Consider the following 17,508-nt stretch of genomic DNA (forward strand, 5'->3'; position numbering starts at 1 on the left):
TCTAAAATTCTAACCAACCTTAAAATTCATTTACACACTTTTCGGGATAGTGTCGAGGAATTTTTTGAGTTGCCTCAAGAAAAATTCTGTTTGAATAATTTCTTTTCCGTTCCGGTCATATTGTAAATTCCGGAGTATGCTATCCTCTCCAAACCGACGTTTTTATAAGTTGTGAAAGCGCATTAACAGACTGGTTTCGTGTGAGATACCGGAGCATATTACCGCCCCCTCTAATCTATAGTTTAGGTGTTTTAGCTGACATTTTAGATAACCACTAATTATAATCATGTGGCTGGAAGCCAAAACCTAGGGACAGATAAAGCAAACGAGATATTACTTCACAAATAGAGAAAAGAAGCCAATACAATCACCCGCATCACAGATCTGGAACCGAATCCCATGACTCACTTTCTGTTTTTAGTTGCAAAATGGCACGACAGCATTCAGACAAATTCTCCTGACCACTGAAAAACACTGTAATTCCTTCACATTCCATCCCATTTTCCCAAAAAATACCCTGTATAGGGTATGTGCTGGTATTAATTTATTCCTTTTCTTGCACCAGCATTTTAATTTTTGAAAACAACCAACCTACTTCTAACTCTTTAGCCCACTTGGAGCAGAGCCAAGCGTTTTCTCCTAAAGTGCCTGTCCCGATGAGCAGCGCGATATCGGGAAGAAGGATGGGATGAGGTAGAAAAGCCAATTGCAAATTGGCAAAAATATTAGGGTGGAATTACAAATCCCACCCAGTACCGACTAAGTATGTAACTACGGCGAGGGGGGGTGAGGTAAGAAAGCCAAATTGCAGATTGGCAAGACTGTTTTGGTTGAATTTCTTATACCACAAAACCCTATTATAGATGTGAATACGCTGAAAATGTTAAGGTATTGAAATTAAATAATGAATGAAAAAGACCTTTATTATTTCATATGATTTAAAAAATGCATCGGATAAAGATTATGAGAATCTTTATTTGGCATTAAGAGAGTATGGAACTTTTGCTCATATAACCGAATCGACATGGGCAATAGTAACAACTGAAAAAGCTAAAGAAGTTCGTGATAAACTTGTTGGAGTAGTTCCTAAAGGAAGCACTTTAATCGTGATCAAATCTGGTGGTTTTGCTGCTTGGAGAAATACTATATGTAGTAATGAATGGTTAAAAAAACATCTTTAATATGGTAAAATTGGAATCAAAGAAATACCCGGTTGAGTCTGAAATGAAAGATGGGAAACCAGTTGAAAACTACTTAAAAAAGCATGCGCCAAATCAAGGAGAAGTAGGTCCAATAATTAAGAGTGCTAGGTATGATTCTCTAGAGCTTTTCGAGGTTAGTGAAAGCGAATTAACAATAATCGAAAGGGGCTCTCCAAGTTCAACCTATTTAAACTTTGCGATTTTTCTTGTTTCTATTGCTATATCTTTTCTCACAACTCTTCTAACGGTTGACCTTAAAGATAATATAGTCTTATTTACTGTATACCTAGTAATATGCGTAATAGGATTTATGGTAGGGATATTTTTAACAATTCTATGGATTAGAAGTAAGAATGAATTTTCTGATGTTATAAAGAAAATACGTGGTAGAATGGAAGGATAGCTCACTATACAAGGAAAGAAATTGCAAACTGTTCTGAAGGACAGAAGACAAGGGGACAATTAATTTTCCTGATGAAGATTTCAGCGTTGCCTCAGAAATGAGTCAGACAAGCTGCTCTCGGTATCACCATTATTACATTGATTCAAATAAAGGGGGGGCTATGTACCAATGAAGGGAAAAACTATCAATTTAGAACAAAGGGGAATCTATTTGTTCCATTTATTGAGCATAAATTCCGTAAAGAGATTTTGAAGAAAATTGTAATCGGACCATGTTTGAATGGGCAACAGGTTGAGCAGGGGGTATAGGACTCCTGTAAAAATGTACAGAGGCATACCGGTAATTCTGCTGAGAGACTGAAAAACATTGCAATCCCTTCACATTTCCTCCCCTTTTGCCAAAAAAACACTCTATTAGAAGAAATGATATATGGACACAACCGGAGTAATAGATAATCGAAATTTGGAGCTTTGGAATTTTCTACGAAAAGTTCACACAATTGAAATTCGTAAAGAAAAGCGACCTGATTATCTCGCTTTTTCAAAAAGTGGTAGGACAATTATATCCGTTCCACTTGACAATCTAGATCCGGCATCTTTTACACACGAGCTTTTGCATATTTACCTAAGAATCAAAGAAGTTTTTATCGGAGGGGGACTGACACGCTCTATTAAGGGAAGTGAAAAGTTATCAAATATTTGTTCGGACAACTTAATAGACCATATTGGAAATTGTCTTGACCACATAAAAATGTTTCCCGAGTTTATAAAACTAGGTTACCATGAAAGTGATTTCATTTCTGATTATTCTGAAAACAAACTGACTGCTGAGGATATTTTAAAAATCAGAAAGCATTTCACGACGAATGTTTTGTTTAAAAAGATTTACAATGCTTCTGCCATTGACTTTTTTATAGGGAAATTTTTTGCTGCTAAAGCTTGCCCAAACAAGTCCTTCGACTATCAACAAAATTTGAATGAACTAAAAAAGATTGACTGTGAATTATTTCAAATACTGGAAACATTATTGACTGATTGGATAAAATTTGACTACAACGATCCAGATCCAGCTAAAGGAAGTTATCATTTATTGCTATTTGATTTCATTGAAAATTTCAAAAAATGGACAAACGGAAAAACGATAAAATAATTAGTACTGCTGACAGTCTCTGTAAAGATACTTTTTAGTGAAGTTGCAAACTCACCCAGTCCGACTACTGATTTGATTACACCCAGATGGAGAATCTATAACAAAATTAGAAACCGAATCGATAACCAAGCAACTTGACAGCTCTAAAGCACTAGTCTAGAGCGTTTGGGTTGGAAGATAGACAGCTTGGGTACAATCATCCTACTTCTTGTCCCACTTCCTCATCACTAGCAAGATCGATGTCCCTATTAAAGTGCATGTACCAATGTTTCAATACCGGGAATAAAGTGATTCGGAAGCAAGCAGAAGCGTTACGGAAAGAGTGGTGTCTATTTATTCAGTTAAAATATCCCAACGTAAACGCTCATAAATGAGTCATACAAAAATGACGGGAAAAGTTAGAGATCGTACAAAAGTGACGATTTTATTTTGTATCTTTGATTTTAAATGATTTATTATGAGGGTACTAATAAGGGAGGTGAAATCAAATGAGCTTGTCAGTGGATTAATAAGAGAAGGTAAGAAACACGAACTGCCCACTTTAATGGATGAATGGGAATTTGATTTCTTAAAAAAAGCGAAGGAAAGTGGGAAACAAGTCTATATCCTAGTAAAAGAGGAGTCTCAAGGTGTCATTGAAGGATGCATGGTATTTTCAATTCATGAGACTTTAGGACCCTACTTGGATCTGTTGGAAGTTGCTCCACACAATAAGAAGTCTACGGGAAAGTATAAAAGGGTTTCTGGATGTTTGATTGCCTTTGCTTGTGGGTTGAGTTTGGCACAGGGGGAAACATGGGACAAAGGATTTCTATCATTCAGAGCAATTGGAAGGGAAGTTGAGTCAGCGGAAACATTAGAAGAGTATTATAGGGAACGTTATGGCGCAATTAAGAATTTTCATGGATTTATGGAAATTCATCCTGAAAAAAGTCATCAACTGATTAAGGAGTATTTAGAAAAGGAAGAAGAATAGGTAAATCACTAAAACAATCGTAAAATGAAAACCGGGAGCGAAAACATGGTTTTTGATGAAGTCATCGGTAATGATGAAGAATTGAAGTTCACCAAAAATGACCATGAATCAATAAGAGATTATAGGCGTAAGCTATATGAAAATAGATCGGATAAAGATAAAGTGAGAGATATATTAACTGGATTTCGCTTTTCATTAGTAAATTATGTTGATACTAATAATCCTGATCAGGTGAAATCATTAGGCTTATTTATCACTGATCTTCTGGAAGAATTAAATATTAAGAAAGGAGTTTTTGCCGAGTATATTTATATTTCTCCTAGAAATATAAACAAGTATTTTAAAGGAGAAAGAAAGTTTAGTATAGATCACGCTTTGATGCTTGAAAAATTGTTTAACGTTCAAGCCGAAACATTGCTTGAGATACAGTTAAAAAATGAATTGATTGAAACAAAGCGTTCTCATGAAGGAGAATATGATAAAATTAATTTGAATGACCTTATAGCAGGTTAAACATAATTTTGTTGTTTCAAAGTGTGTTTATTAGTAAAGACTCTACCATTAATTAAATTTTAGAGATTAAATTGAGAAGTCATGGAAAATGAAGAGCTGTTAAGATTGAAGGATAAACATTTGGGTGTTTTTACTAGTAATTATGATAATCTCGCGACGCAACGTTCCTATAATAAGGATAAATTAAGTCGGCTTCAAGAAAACCTTACCATGTGGTCTGAATTTTTAAAGTCTGTAAATCAACTTTCTAATGGATTCGTGGATGAATTGAATTCGTCAGAATATATCTCGTTTAGCACTAAAGATAAAGAGGAAATTAATGAATTGTATCGAGAAGAAATAAAAAAGCTTGTGTTGGAAAATAATCGACGTTTTGTGCTAGGTGAATAGTTACAATGTTAATTAACTAGACCTCAAATTGCGTTCATTTATAAAGAGCATGCCATTATGGATATCCAGGTAGAACTACAAATCACACTAAGTAATCTTAACGATTTGGGTACACCTAAACTTGGAAGTTACAAACTCACCAGTCACTAAGAAAGATGTGACTACTACCAGAAGAGGGCATTCTACAAATAGAAAAGGCACAGAGTTTTATTTTGTCTCCAAAGGTTTAATTTAATATTTACGAGCATGAAATGCCAGCTTTGCCTTGAAGAGACGACATTGTTAAAAAGATCTCATATAGTTCCTAAATTTATGTTTAAATCATTGTTTAAAGAAGATCGTAAATTGGTAAGTGTGAATGTCAATAATCTTCAAGGTGAGAAAAAATATATGCAATCGGGTCATATTGAAGCTGACCTTGTTTGCGCAGAATGTGATAATGTAATATTAGGTGGTTTGGAAAGGTATGCTAGCAATCATCTTTATAGACAACCAACGGTTAATAGTGGTGTCACTCGTACTGAATATGGAGGCAATCATGAACTTATTCCATATATAAGATATGAGAATCTAGACTATGTTAAGATAAAATTATTTTTTCTATCTATTCTTTGGCGCTGTCATATCTCTAAAAATCTGTTTTTTTCTGATGTTGATCTTGGTTCTCATTCAGAAATTATTCGTAAAATGATCTTGGAAAACAATCCTGGGAAAGATGATGATTATGAAGTGATTTTGATTTTTATCGATACTGCTGGTTCTAGACCATCTAAGTCTGTAATTGATCCAATAAAAATTAAACAAAATGGCAATACATTTTACGTGTTTCATATAAATGAAATCATGTATCATTTCAATGTTTCGAAACATAACAAAATAGAGATCTTTAATAAAGGTGCTATCCGAAGGGATAATATCTTAGATATTGCAGTGCTTAATGATAAAGTTGCAAGAGAACATTTCGATATGTACTTGGGTCGAAGGATTCTGATGAAAAGTAACGTTTTATATTAGTAATTGATTAGTACTTCTAACTAGTTTTCACCTAAAGGCCTCATCCAATCTCCAAAGTAAGCTAGATGCCTGTGGCCATCCAGAATCAACATAAACATTTAGCATACTTACAATATCAGAAAGCCCTTTTTGCTGTCTTAGTAGTTCTTTATGGTCAGCCAAAATGGCTTCGGTCAACTTAACGACTTCCTCAATAGAGTGATAATCAAAATTATAGCCTGAATCTTTAGAAATCTGTACCGTGCGGGATGCTATATCCAAGATCCAGCTTACTTTCTCTTGATCTGATTCAAATATTAGTATTCCGTTGAGTGTCTCCATTAAGTAATGAGCCGTATGACCAATAATGAACCCAACTTTTTCAGAGGTGGAAACAATTGATTCAAGAATTGGCATCATCGATTGGAAGTAAGCTCTTCGATTGGAGTCTGAAGGCTTTAGATCATCCTTTTTGATGATCCTTTCATTGATCGCTAGATTAAAATAAATACTTTGTACTATGGAATCTATTATATCAATTAGCTTACGTTCTCTGCTATCCTCAGTTATTTCAGAAGGATTAACCTCACTGAATTCTGATAGAATTCTATTTACTATTTCATTCAACACTCCCAATAAATTAAATAGCGATTCTTTTGTGGTATAATTATTATTGGGGTACTTGGGATTGGTGTAGTCAAATAAGACTAATAAAAGACCTTGTACAAAATATGTGTCTTTGATCTTTGAAAAGATTATCTCATTGGCGACTCTGCTATTGTGATAATTAAACAGATAAAGTATGGTGCTACAAAATGTCTGAGTAAATGATTCTCTTGATTTAAATTCAGTTGTTCTATCGGAAATTTCTTTAAGTGACTTTTCAACTTCGGCTAAGCTTTTTTCTAAAACCTTATTCCTACAAATATTTTGAATTAAAACGCTTAAATTAAAGTAATCTGTTTCATAATGTATCCGATCCCAAATAATATTCCAAAAGCTTTCATTATCAATATCCCAAAGAATGAAAAGGTTGTTGATTATCTTGAAACGGACTATTGGATCATGATCAGAAGAGAGTTTAACTAACAAGCTAATTAATTCAGCATCTTCCTTAGTCTTAATAAGATTTCCCAATGCTTCTGCAGCTTCTCTTCTTGGTGTGGGAGAATATCCAGAAAATGGAGAATCTTCCTCGTCTCCGGGCTTTGGGTCGTACTTTGAGAGGTACGAAATAGCTGTTTTGGTTATATTAGCAAGGAGTAGGGATTCTCCCTCACTGAATTTATTGTATGTTTTGGAAATTGTCGCAGCAAAACCTGCTATATCTCTAAGAGCGTTGTACTTAATGTTTTCTTCGAGTTCTTCATTTCTTTTTACTTCTTCGAATAGCCAATCTGCTTCAGAAAAAAGATGCTGATATTCATCTTTTCCGGGGTTTGTATTATGATTGGAATAGTTGAATTTCTCTAATTTTTCACTCTTTTCGATAATCCGTTTGATATTTAAATTGTCAACATCGACCCCGTTATCTTTTAGCCATTCTCGGGATCTGTAAGGCTGAATTGAGCTGGTCCTTTTAAATGTTGGGTCATTCGTTACAGCTCCATGTTCATTTAGAAAATCCTCCGCTTCTTTATTTTCAAGCAATTCAGTAGGAATTGTGGACAGCATCTTTCTCTTGATGTAAATATCATAGTCCTTATTATCTTGATTGATAGTTAAAATCGTATTGGTTAGCCGTTTCCTTTTGTCGGTTATTAATAAAGGGAATATTTTACTAATAGATTCTCCAATCTGGTAGGATGTGCTAGAGGAGGTGAGAATTACCGAGTTCAAAGAAATTTGAAATAGAAGATCTTTGAATATTTTGGGATACCGGTTAGCATAGTCAATAAACTTTGACCAAGTGAGCCCAACTCTGCATTCTTTTAAATAAAGCTGTATTAGAGGATTATTGGCTTTAAAGCCTTTATTTACAGTGATGCTACTTAGATACTCAATTATATGGGTAATTAATTGTGCAGGTTTGTGCATTGAAATACTATCCCCCCACATATAAGATGAATCCGAATAGAAGCTGTATTTATTTCTTCCTACTTTGATATTATTCTTAGGAATTAAATTTTCTATTTGACTGTGGCTTCGGTGTATAGAATACCTATTCACAATCTTCATCCCAGTTGGTAGGGCTTGAAAGGGAGCCCTCTGTAAAAATGTCGGAAAATTTTCTTTCAGTTGATAATAACACGAATCAAAATCCTGTCTTCTGGTGCTTCTAAGCGCTAAAACCACAGAAGGTGAACCCATAGATGTCTCTTCTTCACTGGATTCGACATGTCCGTATATTTTCAGATATATTTCAGAAGCTAAACCTGGATCAGTCTCGAATAATTCTTTTACGTTATCACAGAGGTTGTTAAAATAGTAAATGTCAAAGCCTGGTTCATTTAAGATCTCAAGAACTTTTAAAATCAGAGCTCTAGATTGTATGGGATCTGAGGAAAAGGTCTTACATATGTAATTCACACCTTTAATACTACCAAGTCTGTCTAGCGAAGCTTTTATTTTGGGGTTTATTTCCTTTTCTAACCTTTTTTCCAAAATGAAATGAAAAAAAGTTCTGCTTATCTCTCCAATCTCATCAAATTCAGGTTGTTTATAATCACTAAGTTTCTTAAAGATTCGATCGAGAATATGTGAAAATTCCCAAATAAAAGTTGGATCGAGAAATTTAGAGGTTTCTTTAAGAAGGTTAATTTCCCTTTTTTCATATTTAATAGTATCGAGAAATCTGATTGCTTGAAGGAGGTCTTTAATTCCTTCTATATCTTTAGAGATTGGTTCTAAATCAGTCCAATCATCAAATTGTAATGCGACTATGGTTACTGGGATTAACTTGCGAAAGAGGGTGATTTCCTTTTTATTGCTTTTTTTCAAATCAAAAAATAGCTTCCAAAATTTATTTCGCTCTTTATGCCAAATAAAAGTCAATTTATAAACGATACTAGGCCTCAGAAAAAACTGTCTCAGGTTATCTGCTTCTAGAAAGTCCACCAATTCTTCTGCATTGTCTGAAATAACCTGCCTTCCAACTATGTAGTCGAATAAGATATTATGGGAAAAGGCAACATTTTCTTCTAATTTTCCCACTTCTGTGATAAGGTCATTGCTCCGTAATTCTTTAAAAATCTCAGGATTTTCTGTAAGGAGATGCTTTTTACAAACAAGGGAGACATTATCAACAAGGATGTTCGACAAATGTGTTAAGAATTTCTCCAATTCAAGGTCGTTTTCTTTATATGCAACCTTCTCTTTCCAGTATAATTCTAATAACTCTACTTCTGATCTAAATTTCTTAATTCCAGCTATTCCCCATTCTCCTTTTTCGCTGAAAATTTGATCCATAAGATTAAGAAAAAAGGGGATTCTTAGAATGTCTTTTAGACTATCGTTCCCATCATTGAAGATTTTTCTGAATTCCGGGCGATTGTCAAATAGACTTTCAAGTTCTTTATCATCGAGTTCTTTAATCTCAAAATTTCTGCATCGAAATTTTGAACTAGTTCCTTTTATGCCAAATATTTTTTGAAGCTGGGGAGATTTTTCAGCATCATAGCTTCTTGCGCTCACCAATACACTCCAATTAGTGAGCTGTGAGGTGGCTTTCTTGATTTGCAATAATACTTGATTTCTAAGGTTAGCATCTCGAGCTGCATCAAATGCGTCAAAAAGTAATACAGCTTTGGTTCCCTCGGGTATATATACTTTTCTTAAGAATGAAATCCAATTTTCGTCACCTCCAATTTCAAAAGTTAATGATTCATCGGATGCATCAAGAAACTCATCAATTTTTATGATGACTACAGGGAGATTAATTTCAAGGAGTTTCTCTGCTAGAAGACCAAGTAAAAAGCTTTTCCCTATTCCGGGTTTTCCAATGATCAATCCATTTCCCGTTTGGGAAAAATGGAGCAGTTCCTGTGTAATAAAAGATCTATCTATTCTCATCTTCCCTTCAGTTCTCCTATTTTCTTTATTGCCTTTATTTTTAAAATCTCATTATTTCTTCTATTACCTTGATCAGGACTATCTGATCCGTTTTTAGTTTTTTCCGGCGAAGGCTCTGTATCTGAATCTTTTTCAAGCATTTTTCCCAATTCTAAAATATATTTCTTAATTCCTTGGTAGCCTTGGTCATCTTCAAAAAAAACAGTTTGAATTCCATAGTTATATTTTATCCTATCCGCAAAAGATTTTTGATTTGGGGTTTGCTCTAATTCTGGATCATCTACACTAAATCTTGATATCATATAATGAGTTTCAGTATTGAATGAACCAATTTCTTTACTAACTATAGAATGCATCATTTCAAAAAATGGGTCATTTAAGCTGAATCCAATATATACTAGCCTTCTAGTTGCCATTAATGCCCAAATTATCCTTTTGTGTAAAGTCCAGGAGTCGCTATTTGGATCATCAGAGGAATATTTTTTAATGTAATCCTCTTGACATAGTACGATTGTATCTATTTGTTTAAAAATACCATGTAGATGGACAATTTTTTTAATTCCATCAGATCCATAGTTTAAAGACTGGAAAAACTTAAGAATTTCTCTATTTGAAAAACTATCGTCAATAATCAAGCTATTATCGTGACTCTTGAAAATTTTTGAAAGTGCTATTTCTAAGGTTTGGTCATAATTGGTAGTTAAGATTGCCTTGAAAGGAAGTTCGAGTAATCTTATATGAGCTTCATCACATTCTTTATCATCGAAAGTTTGATGGATTAGAGAACTATATCGCTCTTTACCTAAGAATTTTTTTAATCGACTTGCATAATTAAGATTGTCTTCCGCTAGCTTATCCTTCCTAAAATCAAATGGCTCAGATGAGAATCTAATTTTTTCCTGAGCATTTCTTTCCAGTATTTCAATTAATTCGTTCCAAATAGGGTACCCAATTATTTTGCTAATCCCAGCTCCTACAAAAAGGATTGCCTCCCCTGATGCTATTAATTCAATTAATTTTTTTTCATTTTCTTCATTGTTCTCAGGTAATTCTGCCATTATTGATTTTTAGTTTTGAGAACTTTAGATGAGTACTTTGTGGATTTTATAAAATTGAAATAATTGATGTGTCTATATTTAAAATATCTATTCTGGTCTCAATTAATAGAAAGATTTTTCCAATTGTTTTAATTATAGAAATACTTGTTATTAATAAGTGATTTAAGATATTCTAATACTGGATGAGTTTATTGGTCATTTTGAAGATGGAATCAATCATTTCTATATGTTCCAATAAACCCACTATTACTATTACTTTTTTCTCCAATATTATTGTGATTGACTAATGCACTTTCAGTAAAGAAAAATTCGGCAGGAATTTCAAAGAATTTACTAAGTTTGACTGCATTCTCGATAGTTAATCTCTTTTTACCGTCTATTGTTGCTAGCAGATCTTCTTTTGAAATTTCAGACCCCCTCGCTACTTCCGAAAGGTCTAAATTTTTATCTAATAGAAGAGTGTTAATTATAATTCCAGTGCTTGTCATTTTATTTTGCTATAAGGTTTTCAATTTTACTTTTTAGTACTTCAATCATTTCTTTCAACAAGGAGATTTGAGATTCTTTTTCTTTTAATTGTAAATCTTTTTCCAACAGGAGTCTTTCGTAAAAGGCATCAGCACTCTTTTCATTCACATAAGTATGAATATATCCACTATTGCTATTACTCTTTGGCCCAGTATTGTTGAAGTTTATTACTGGCAGTTCCTCTGAAAGAAAATAGTCCGGCTTGACATGATAAAGATCTGCCAGTTGCTGGATTCTATCTACCGTTAATTTGGACTTTCCAGATTCTAAGTTAGAATATGTCTTCTGGTTGATATTCAGTACATCAGCCACATATTCCTGAGAATAATCCTGTGATTCTCTCAGTATCCGCATGATTTTCTGAGGATGTTTCATGTTAGAAGTTTTTTGACTGGAATAGAACTAAGAATACTAATAAATGGCCTTTTTTACTGGTTTTTAGTTTCTGGAAATCCCAATATTTGCCTGTAATCAAATCTTAGTTCAATATAGCGAAGATTCTGCTTACAGAGAGCATAAGAGATGATTTTCATCTAGAAAATTAGACATAAAATGTCCAGAACCTATCACATTCTTCATAAACACGGGATTTCCATATCAGGAGATTTCTTATGTGTGATTGGTATTCAGAACGATAAGACTTGCTTTCTACCTATTAACCTAATACCAGAGGAACAGGGTATCGCCGCGGTAGATCGCCTTTATCCTCTAAAGCCCAAGAATCCGATCTAAGGATCAGGGCACTTTTTCTCTCTGATTGCTTCCGATTGGGCTTTGTATGTTTGGCGGAACGATCCACACAGGTCAGGGAGTGACGACTATCGTTATTGCAAGGAAGCTAGTACTTAAAAATACGGGACTGCTTCTCCCGATTCTCGGGATCGCAGTGACGACAAAATGGAGATCATCTGCTGCAGCAGGTCAACAGCTCCATTACTTCAGTTTATTTCTTATTCATTATTGCTGGACTACTGGAATGAGGTAGGGTGGGACTACTATGTGTTCTACGGAGTACAAAGTATCAAGTACGAAGTACAAAGTAGGGGAGCGCTTGCCTTAGGTTTGTGGTGAGGCTTTCAGATTTCTGACTTTAGCTTTCAGATTTCTCACTTCTGCCCTTGCGTAAAGGAGCGCTAATACGCTTCGACTTTCCGCCGCGGAGGATGACAAACATCGGTCATCGGTCACCGGACGCCTGTCCCGCCGTGGCGGACCCAGCAACAAACAAAAACAAAGCATGAAAAAAATTCTATACACATGCTTCCTGGGACTACTATGTCTTGTCGGAAGCACATTAAAAGCACAAAGTAAAGTTGCGGAGTCACCCCCAGACAAAGATTTGGTTTATCAGTCTGGATTCCCAGAGCAGGAGGGCGCAAGCTCTTCTGCTCCTTTGGGGGAGGGCAGTGCGCTGATCTATGGGGAACTGATTAATCCGGATTCCTTGAGTCCGCTGCAGCTTGAGGTTCGGCCCTATTATCTGGATTCGAAATCGGATTTTATGGTGCAGGTTATGGAGCCGGATTTGCGGGTAGGGGAGACTTTTGACGGGGTAATGAATCCTCTGGTCAGGAAGTTTTCTTCCAGTCTTAGTTTGGGAGATCGTCCAGGCTACTTTTCCATTCTTCTGGGAGGTAGGGCTTTGTTGGAGGATTTTATAGTGTTTCCTGGGGATAGCCTTAAAGTGGAACTGAATCTTCGGCAAATGGATGTGCTCTTTGCTGGGGAGGATGCGGCCTTTTATGAAGCACAGTATGCGATAGGTCGAGAGGCGAGACGTCTGGCTTTTGATGCACCCCGTCAGTTGATCGCCAAAGCTGATAGCAGGATATTGAGTACTCCGGGAAATCTGGAGAAGCTGGAGCATTTCCAGGGGGAGTTTGGGAGTCGGTTGATTGTGATGAGCCCAGGTAAAGAAAGCCTCGATAACCTTCTTTTGGGGTTGCGTAGCGATAATCCACTGGTGATTGCCCAGATGGATGTGTTGGAATCCTATAGTGACAAACTCGATGAGCAGGAGTACGAATTGTTGGAGGCTCAGATCCTGGGAGGTATTCACTATTCGGTACTAAGCACCTTTCGTAAGTTTCATTATCCTGATTTTCTTGCCCGGTTTAGTGACTCGGAACAGGCTGATTACAAAAGCCTGATTTTGGATTCATTTCGAAGTTTTCCTGAGGGGGATTTTGGTGAGGGAACACGTTTGGTCTCCAAGGACTACCTGAATTATGCATTGGAAAAAAGCATGGTGACCGCCTTGTTTGAAGGTCGATCCCTATTGGGGGTTGTGGATTCCTTGTATGCAGGTGAAATGGCAGAAAAGCTGAAAACGGCCTACCTGTCCAACTACCTTTCCCAGCTTCCAAAACAACCTTATGTATTGGAAAAGTATCTGGAAGTGGTACATACCTCGCCCTGGAAGGAAAGGATAGAAAGTCTGAAGCGATCCCATGTGCCGGGCGGTAGGGTGGAACCTGTTGTCTTGGTGGATTTGCAGGGCAATGAGCTGACTGAGGAGGATCTGAAAGGGAAGCCGACCTTGCTGTATTTCTATTTTTCCTCCTGCTCTCACAGCGCCACCTACTTTAAGGATTACCTGTATCCGCTCTATCAAGAGGTGAAGGATCTGGGAGTCCGTCTGATCTCAGTTTCGGTGGATGAGGATCCTGCATTTTGGAAGAGCAGGATTGCCAAGTATTCGGATCCATCCCTATTGAATGTAAACCTACGGGGGCAGTCCAAGAAACGCTGGAAGGAAATCTATGAAATCCATGGCTATCCTAAAATCATGTTTCTCGACCGGGATGCCCATATTCTTTCTTTTGATATAAGAAATCTGGGTACCGATCAGGAAAGCCTGATCAGTGAGTTTATGACACTTTATAAATCAGAGTTGGAGTAATCCATATCATTCAAATTACTGACACATGAAATCAAGCATGACGAATACGTCACACACTGGGATGATTATCCACCATGCGAGATTCCATATGCCCGCTAAAAATCAATTATAATCATATGAAAAATATCAAATCTTTTATACTGCTATTGATCTGCTTGGCCGGTACGCCACTGGTCATGGCACAGAACACCTACAGAATCCTGGAGGGAAGCGTGATGGACCAAATGGATTCTTCCCCGCTTCCGGGGGTGAATATTTTGGTTAAGGGAACCGTTTTTGGAACGGTAACTGATGAATTCGGGAAGTTTTCCTTTCAGGTGCCTGAGGGAGCACTTAGTCTGGTGATCAGCTACATTGGGTATGGTTCCCTAACCCAAGAAGTAGGGGCGGAACAGAATCAGCTGAACTTATTCCTTGCCGCTGAGGAACTCAGCCTTCAGGAGGTTACGGTGGTTTCCACCGGGTTCAATGAATTGCCACTTTCCAGGACTACGGGATCTTTTGTAGGAATCAATCAGGAGCTGGTGGAGCGACGGGTTTCCACTAATTTGGTGGATAGACTGGAGGATGTGACACCGGGATTGATATTCAACCGGGATCTTTCCGGCACTTCTCCTGGAGAAAGTATCTCCATCAGAGGAACAGCCACCTTGATTTCTAACAGTGAGCCCTTGATTGTGGTGGACAACCTGGCCTATGACGGACCTCTCTCGGGGATCAACCCGAATGATGTGGAGAGTATTACGGTATTGAAGGATGCAGCGGCAGCTTCCATCTGGGGAGCGAGGGCAGGTAATGGGGTTATTGTAATTACCACAAAGAGAGGAAGCTATGATCAACCCCTACAGGTCAGCCTGACAGGTAATCTTTCGGTGGTACCTACTCCTGATCCTCATTATTATCCCACCATGGCTATATCCTCTTTGGTGGATAAACAGCTGGAATTGTATGAAAACGGGTATTTCAACTCCCTGATAGGAAACAGGAGGAATCCGGTGGTGGCTCCATTGGCAGAATTGCTTTACTCCTTTGATCAGGGAGACATCAGTCAGCAGGAGTTGGATGCGGGAATTAATCGCTACAGAAGCGCTGATCTAAGAAGGGATACGGAGAAATACCTACAGAGAACTGCGGTCAATCAACAATATGCGCTTCAGGTTTCCGGGGGAGCGAAAAGAAACACCTATCAGTTCAGCCTGGGTTGGGATAAGAACCTGAATACCGGTGTAGCTTCAGATCTATCCAGAATTACCTTTTCGGCAAATCAGGAGTGGAGTTTTTTAAAGAACAGGCTTAAAGTGCAGACGGGAATTTATGGGATTAAGGCAGATACCTATGATGGCACTCCGAATGTGGCAGGTCTTTATCCTTACGAAAGTTTGGCAGATGATAACGGGAATCCCCTGGAAGTATATCGGGATTTCAGCGTCAGATTCAAAAACAGTGTTTCAGATGTGGTGGCTTTGCCGTGGAGTTATATTCCTTTAAATGAAATTGGCCTGAGTAGTACCCAATCCAACCGAAATGAATTGCGTCTGAATGCGGGGTTAAATTTTAAAATTACAGAAGGACTGGACTGGTCTGCCAATTATCAATACTGGAATTCACAGTCTGCCACACGGGCATTGGATCCGCTGGAATCGTACAATGCACGGAATCTGATCAATTCCCTGACCCAGGTGGGGGGAGCCGGTGAAGTCACTTTTCCTGTACCATTGAACGGGATTTTGGATCAAAGGAATTCCACTGCGTACAGCCATAATTTCAGGACCAGGTTGAATTATAGTAAAAGCTGGTCAGCACATCGGGTGGATGCTTTTGTGGGCGGGGAGCTAAAGGATTTCCAGCGTGAAAACTATGGCATCACTTCCTATGGATATGACTCCGAAAATGGAACCTCATTACCTGTGGATTACCTGACCCGCTTTGTCAATTTGGGTACCCAACGCCTTCAGAACATACCCTTTACCGAAGAATATGGAGGAGGTACGAACCGCTTTGTTTCAGCTTTTGGTAACGTTGGGTATTCCTATAAGGATAAATACCTTTTTAACGGAAGCCTCCGACGGGATGCGTCCAATCTTTTTGGTGTCAATACCAACCAAAAGTCTGTCCCACTTTGGTCGACGGGATTGGGATGGATAGTTTCAGAGGAGGAATTTTTAAAGGCTAAAGCGGTCAGTTTTTTAAAGCTACGCTGGAGTTATGGCTATAACGGAAATACCAATTCCAATGTCACAGCGGTGACGACAGCAACGAGTTACTCAGGCGCATTGAATCTGTTGACGCAATTGCCCTACCTGAGTCTGAGAACCCCGCCTAACCCGGAGTTGAAATGGGAGCGGATCAAGATCGTGAATACCGGGGTTGATTTTGAGTTTTGGGGAGGCAGACTGGGAGGATCAGTTGATTATTACCATAAAAAGGGACTGGATTTATTGGCCTCTATTCCGCTGTTTATTTCCTCTGGTTTTTCTGACGCTACCTTGAATTATGCATCGACCCGCACCAAAGGCTGGGACTTGGTTATCAACTCCAAAAACCTGAAAGGGGAATTGCAATGGACCACCAACTTCTTTTTGAGTTTGCTTAATGAGGAGGTGACAGATGTTGAGAATAATCCTACTGCCACCCAACTCATTAATTATTCCCCAGCTCTTCCTACGCCTGCTGTGGGCAAGCCACTGTTTTCTATTTATAGTTTTCCCTTTGCCGGAATAGACCCTGTAGATGGTGCTCCGTTGGGAATTGTGGACGGAGAGCCGAGCCGAGATTATGGGACAATTTATTCAGAAGCGACAGAGGAGACTATCCAATACCATGGAAGTGGTCGGCCTACGCGGTTTGGGGCTTTGAGAAATACCTTCAGTTACAAGGGCTGGAATCTTTCTGCAAATATTTCCTATAGGCTGGGCTACTACTTTAGAAGACCATCGGTGAATTATGATGAACTGAATCAAGGGAATATCATCCATGCGGATTATGAAAAAAGATGGAGAGAACCCGGAGATGAGCTGACAACTACTGTTCCTTCCGATCCTGGTCGAGTGGATGCCTATCGTACCCAGTTTTATCTGAGTAGTGCTGCCACTGTTTCCAAAGGAGACCATGTGAGGCTTCAGGATGTGAGACTCTCTAAAACTTGGGGCAGAGGGATTGGGAAGCTGAAGGCTTTTAGCAATCTGGAGACCTATGTTTACCTGAATAATCTGGGAATACTCTGGAAGGCCAGTAAAGAAGTTAAGGATCCTGATTATCCGGTTAATCCCAGCATGTTTTCCTTTTCCATGGGATTCAGAGCCAATTTCTAATCCTAGGCCAGTTAAAGGGGGAATAATCAGGTTTTTCCCATCTGATTAGGTGGGCAGGATTTGAAGGTCTCC

14 protein-coding genes are annotated in these 17,508 nt (G+C 37.9%); 10 read left to right on the forward strand and 4 right to left on the reverse strand.

Going from position 1 to position 17,508, the window contains the following annotated elements; translation table 11 throughout:
* Positions 1 to 908: 908 nt before the first annotated feature.
* The 7 genes from AACZ87_RS22775 (at position 909) to AACZ87_RS22805 (ending at position 5,647) form a co-directional block, all read left to right on the forward strand.
* Entirely contained in the window at positions 909 to 1,181 is a 273-nt protein-coding gene (locus AACZ87_RS22775) for a CRISPR-associated protein Cas2 (RefSeq protein ID WP_339870390.1), read from the forward strand.
* Position 1,182: 1 nt separating this feature from the next.
* A complete protein-coding gene (locus tag AACZ87_RS22780; protein ID WP_339870391.1) occupies positions 1,183 to 1,605 on the forward strand; it encodes a hypothetical protein in 423 nt (140 codons plus the stop codon).
* Positions 1,606 to 2,067: 462 nt separating this feature from the next.
* Positions 2,068 to 2,754, forward strand: coding sequence for a hypothetical protein (locus AACZ87_RS22785; protein WP_339870392.1), 687 nt, complete (start codon positions 2,068 to 2,070; stop codon positions 2,752 to 2,754).
* Positions 2,755 to 3,211: 457 nt separating this feature from the next.
* Positions 3,212 to 3,730, forward strand: coding sequence for a hypothetical protein (locus AACZ87_RS22790; protein WP_339870393.1), 519 nt, complete (start codon positions 3,212 to 3,214; stop codon positions 3,728 to 3,730).
* Between the two features lie 24 nt (positions 3,731 to 3,754).
* Positions 3,755 to 4,243 carry a helix-turn-helix domain-containing protein gene (locus AACZ87_RS22795; protein ID WP_339870394.1) on the forward strand — a complete coding sequence of 163 codons (489 nt, stop codon included), beginning with the start codon at positions 3,755 to 3,757 and terminating at the stop codon, positions 4,241 to 4,243.
* Positions 4,244 to 4,324: 81 nt separating this feature from the next.
* Positions 4,325 to 4,633 (forward strand): hypothetical protein, encoded by a 309-nt coding sequence (locus AACZ87_RS22800; RefSeq protein WP_339870395.1) that lies wholly within the window; start codon positions 4,325 to 4,327, stop codon positions 4,631 to 4,633.
* Positions 4,634 to 4,945: 312 nt separating this feature from the next.
* Positions 4,946 to 5,647 (forward strand): hypothetical protein, encoded by a 702-nt coding sequence (locus tag AACZ87_RS22805; RefSeq protein ID WP_339870396.1) that lies wholly within the window; start codon positions 4,946 to 4,948, stop codon positions 5,645 to 5,647.
* 27 nt (positions 5,648 to 5,674) lie between these two features.
* On the opposite strand, the gene AACZ87_RS22810 is transcribed toward AACZ87_RS22805, so the two are convergent.
* From AACZ87_RS22810 to AACZ87_RS22825, 4 genes are all read right to left on the reverse strand, one after another.
* Complete coding sequence (locus tag AACZ87_RS22810; RefSeq protein ID WP_339870398.1) at positions 5,675 to 9,637, reverse strand: HEAT repeat domain-containing protein; 3,963 nt, start codon at positions 9,635 to 9,637, stop codon at positions 5,675 to 5,677.
* Entirely contained in the window at positions 9,634 to 10,695 is a 1,062-nt protein-coding gene (locus tag AACZ87_RS22815; RefSeq protein WP_339870399.1) for an SIR2 family protein, read from the reverse strand. Before AACZ87_RS22815 ends, AACZ87_RS22810 begins: the two co-directional genes overlap by 4 nt.
* A gap of 212 nt (positions 10,696 to 10,907) precedes the next feature.
* Positions 10,908 to 11,183, reverse strand: coding sequence for a hypothetical protein (locus AACZ87_RS22820; protein WP_339870400.1), 276 nt, complete (start codon positions 11,181 to 11,183; stop codon positions 10,908 to 10,910).
* 1 nt (position 11,184) lies between these two features.
* Positions 11,185 to 11,598 (reverse strand): helix-turn-helix transcriptional regulator, encoded by a 414-nt coding sequence (locus tag AACZ87_RS22825; protein ID WP_339870401.1) that lies wholly within the window; start codon positions 11,596 to 11,598, stop codon positions 11,185 to 11,187.
* A gap of 403 nt (positions 11,599 to 12,001) precedes the next feature.
* Between AACZ87_RS22825 and AACZ87_RS22830 the strand changes: the two genes are divergently transcribed.
* The 3 genes from AACZ87_RS22830 (at position 12,002) to AACZ87_RS22840 (ending at position 17,436) form a co-directional block, all read left to right on the forward strand.
* Positions 12,002 to 12,208, forward strand: a complete 207-nt coding sequence (locus AACZ87_RS22830) for a hypothetical protein (RefSeq protein ID WP_339870402.1) — start codon at positions 12,002 to 12,004, stop codon at positions 12,206 to 12,208.
* A gap of 252 nt (positions 12,209 to 12,460) precedes the next feature.
* Positions 12,461 to 14,125 carry a TlpA disulfide reductase family protein gene (locus AACZ87_RS22835; RefSeq protein ID WP_339870403.1) on the forward strand — a complete coding sequence of 555 codons (1,665 nt, stop codon included), beginning with the start codon at positions 12,461 to 12,463 and terminating at the stop codon, positions 14,123 to 14,125.
* Positions 14,126 to 14,241: 116 nt separating this feature from the next.
* Positions 14,242 to 17,436, forward strand: coding sequence for a SusC/RagA family TonB-linked outer membrane protein (locus tag AACZ87_RS22840; protein ID WP_339870404.1), 3,195 nt, complete (start codon positions 14,242 to 14,244; stop codon positions 17,434 to 17,436).
* The last annotated feature ends 72 nt before the right edge of the window (positions 17,437 to 17,508 follow it).

The sequence above is a fragment of the uncultured Algoriphagus sp. genome (assembly GCF_963974365.1).
Lineage (GTDB): Bacteria > Bacteroidota > Bacteroidia > Cytophagales > Cyclobacteriaceae > Algoriphagus.

Coding starts and splice junctions, on each gene's coding strand:
- AACZ87_RS22830 (WP_339870402.1), top strand. CDS start 12,002: ATGTTTGGCGGAACGATCCACACAGGTCAGGGAGTGACGACTATCGTT.
- AACZ87_RS22795 (WP_339870394.1), top strand. CDS start 3,755: ATGAAAACCGGGAGCGAAAACATGGTTTTTGATGAAGTCATCGGTAAT.
- AACZ87_RS22780 (WP_339870391.1), top strand. CDS start 1,183: ATGGTAAAATTGGAATCAAAGAAATACCCGGTTGAGTCTGAAATGAAA.
- AACZ87_RS22815 (WP_339870399.1), bottom strand. CDS start 10,695: ATGGCAGAATTACCTGAGAACAATGAAGAAAATGAAAAAAAATTAATT.
- AACZ87_RS22805 (WP_339870396.1), top strand. CDS start 4,946: ATGTTTAAATCATTGTTTAAAGAAGATCGTAAATTGGTAAGTGTGAAT.
- AACZ87_RS22835 (WP_339870403.1), top strand. CDS start 12,461: ATGAAAAAAATTCTATACACATGCTTCCTGGGACTACTATGTCTTGTC.
- AACZ87_RS22775 (WP_339870390.1), top strand. CDS start 909: ATGAAAAAGACCTTTATTATTTCATATGATTTAAAAAATGCATCGGAT.
- AACZ87_RS22840 (WP_339870404.1), top strand. CDS start 14,242: ATGAAAAATATCAAATCTTTTATACTGCTATTGATCTGCTTGGCCGGT.
- AACZ87_RS22825 (WP_339870401.1), bottom strand. CDS start 11,598: ATGAAACATCCTCAGAAAATCATGCGGATACTGAGAGAATCACAGGAT.
- AACZ87_RS22820 (WP_339870400.1), bottom strand. CDS start 11,183: ATGACAAGCACTGGAATTATAATTAACACTCTTCTATTAGATAAAAAT.
- AACZ87_RS22810 (WP_339870398.1), bottom strand. CDS start 9,637: ATGAGAATAGATAGATCTTTTATTACACAGGAACTGCTCCATTTTTCC.
- AACZ87_RS22800 (WP_339870395.1), top strand. CDS start 4,325: ATGGAAAATGAAGAGCTGTTAAGATTGAAGGATAAACATTTGGGTGTT.
- AACZ87_RS22790 (WP_339870393.1), top strand. CDS start 3,212: ATGAGGGTACTAATAAGGGAGGTGAAATCAAATGAGCTTGTCAGTGGA.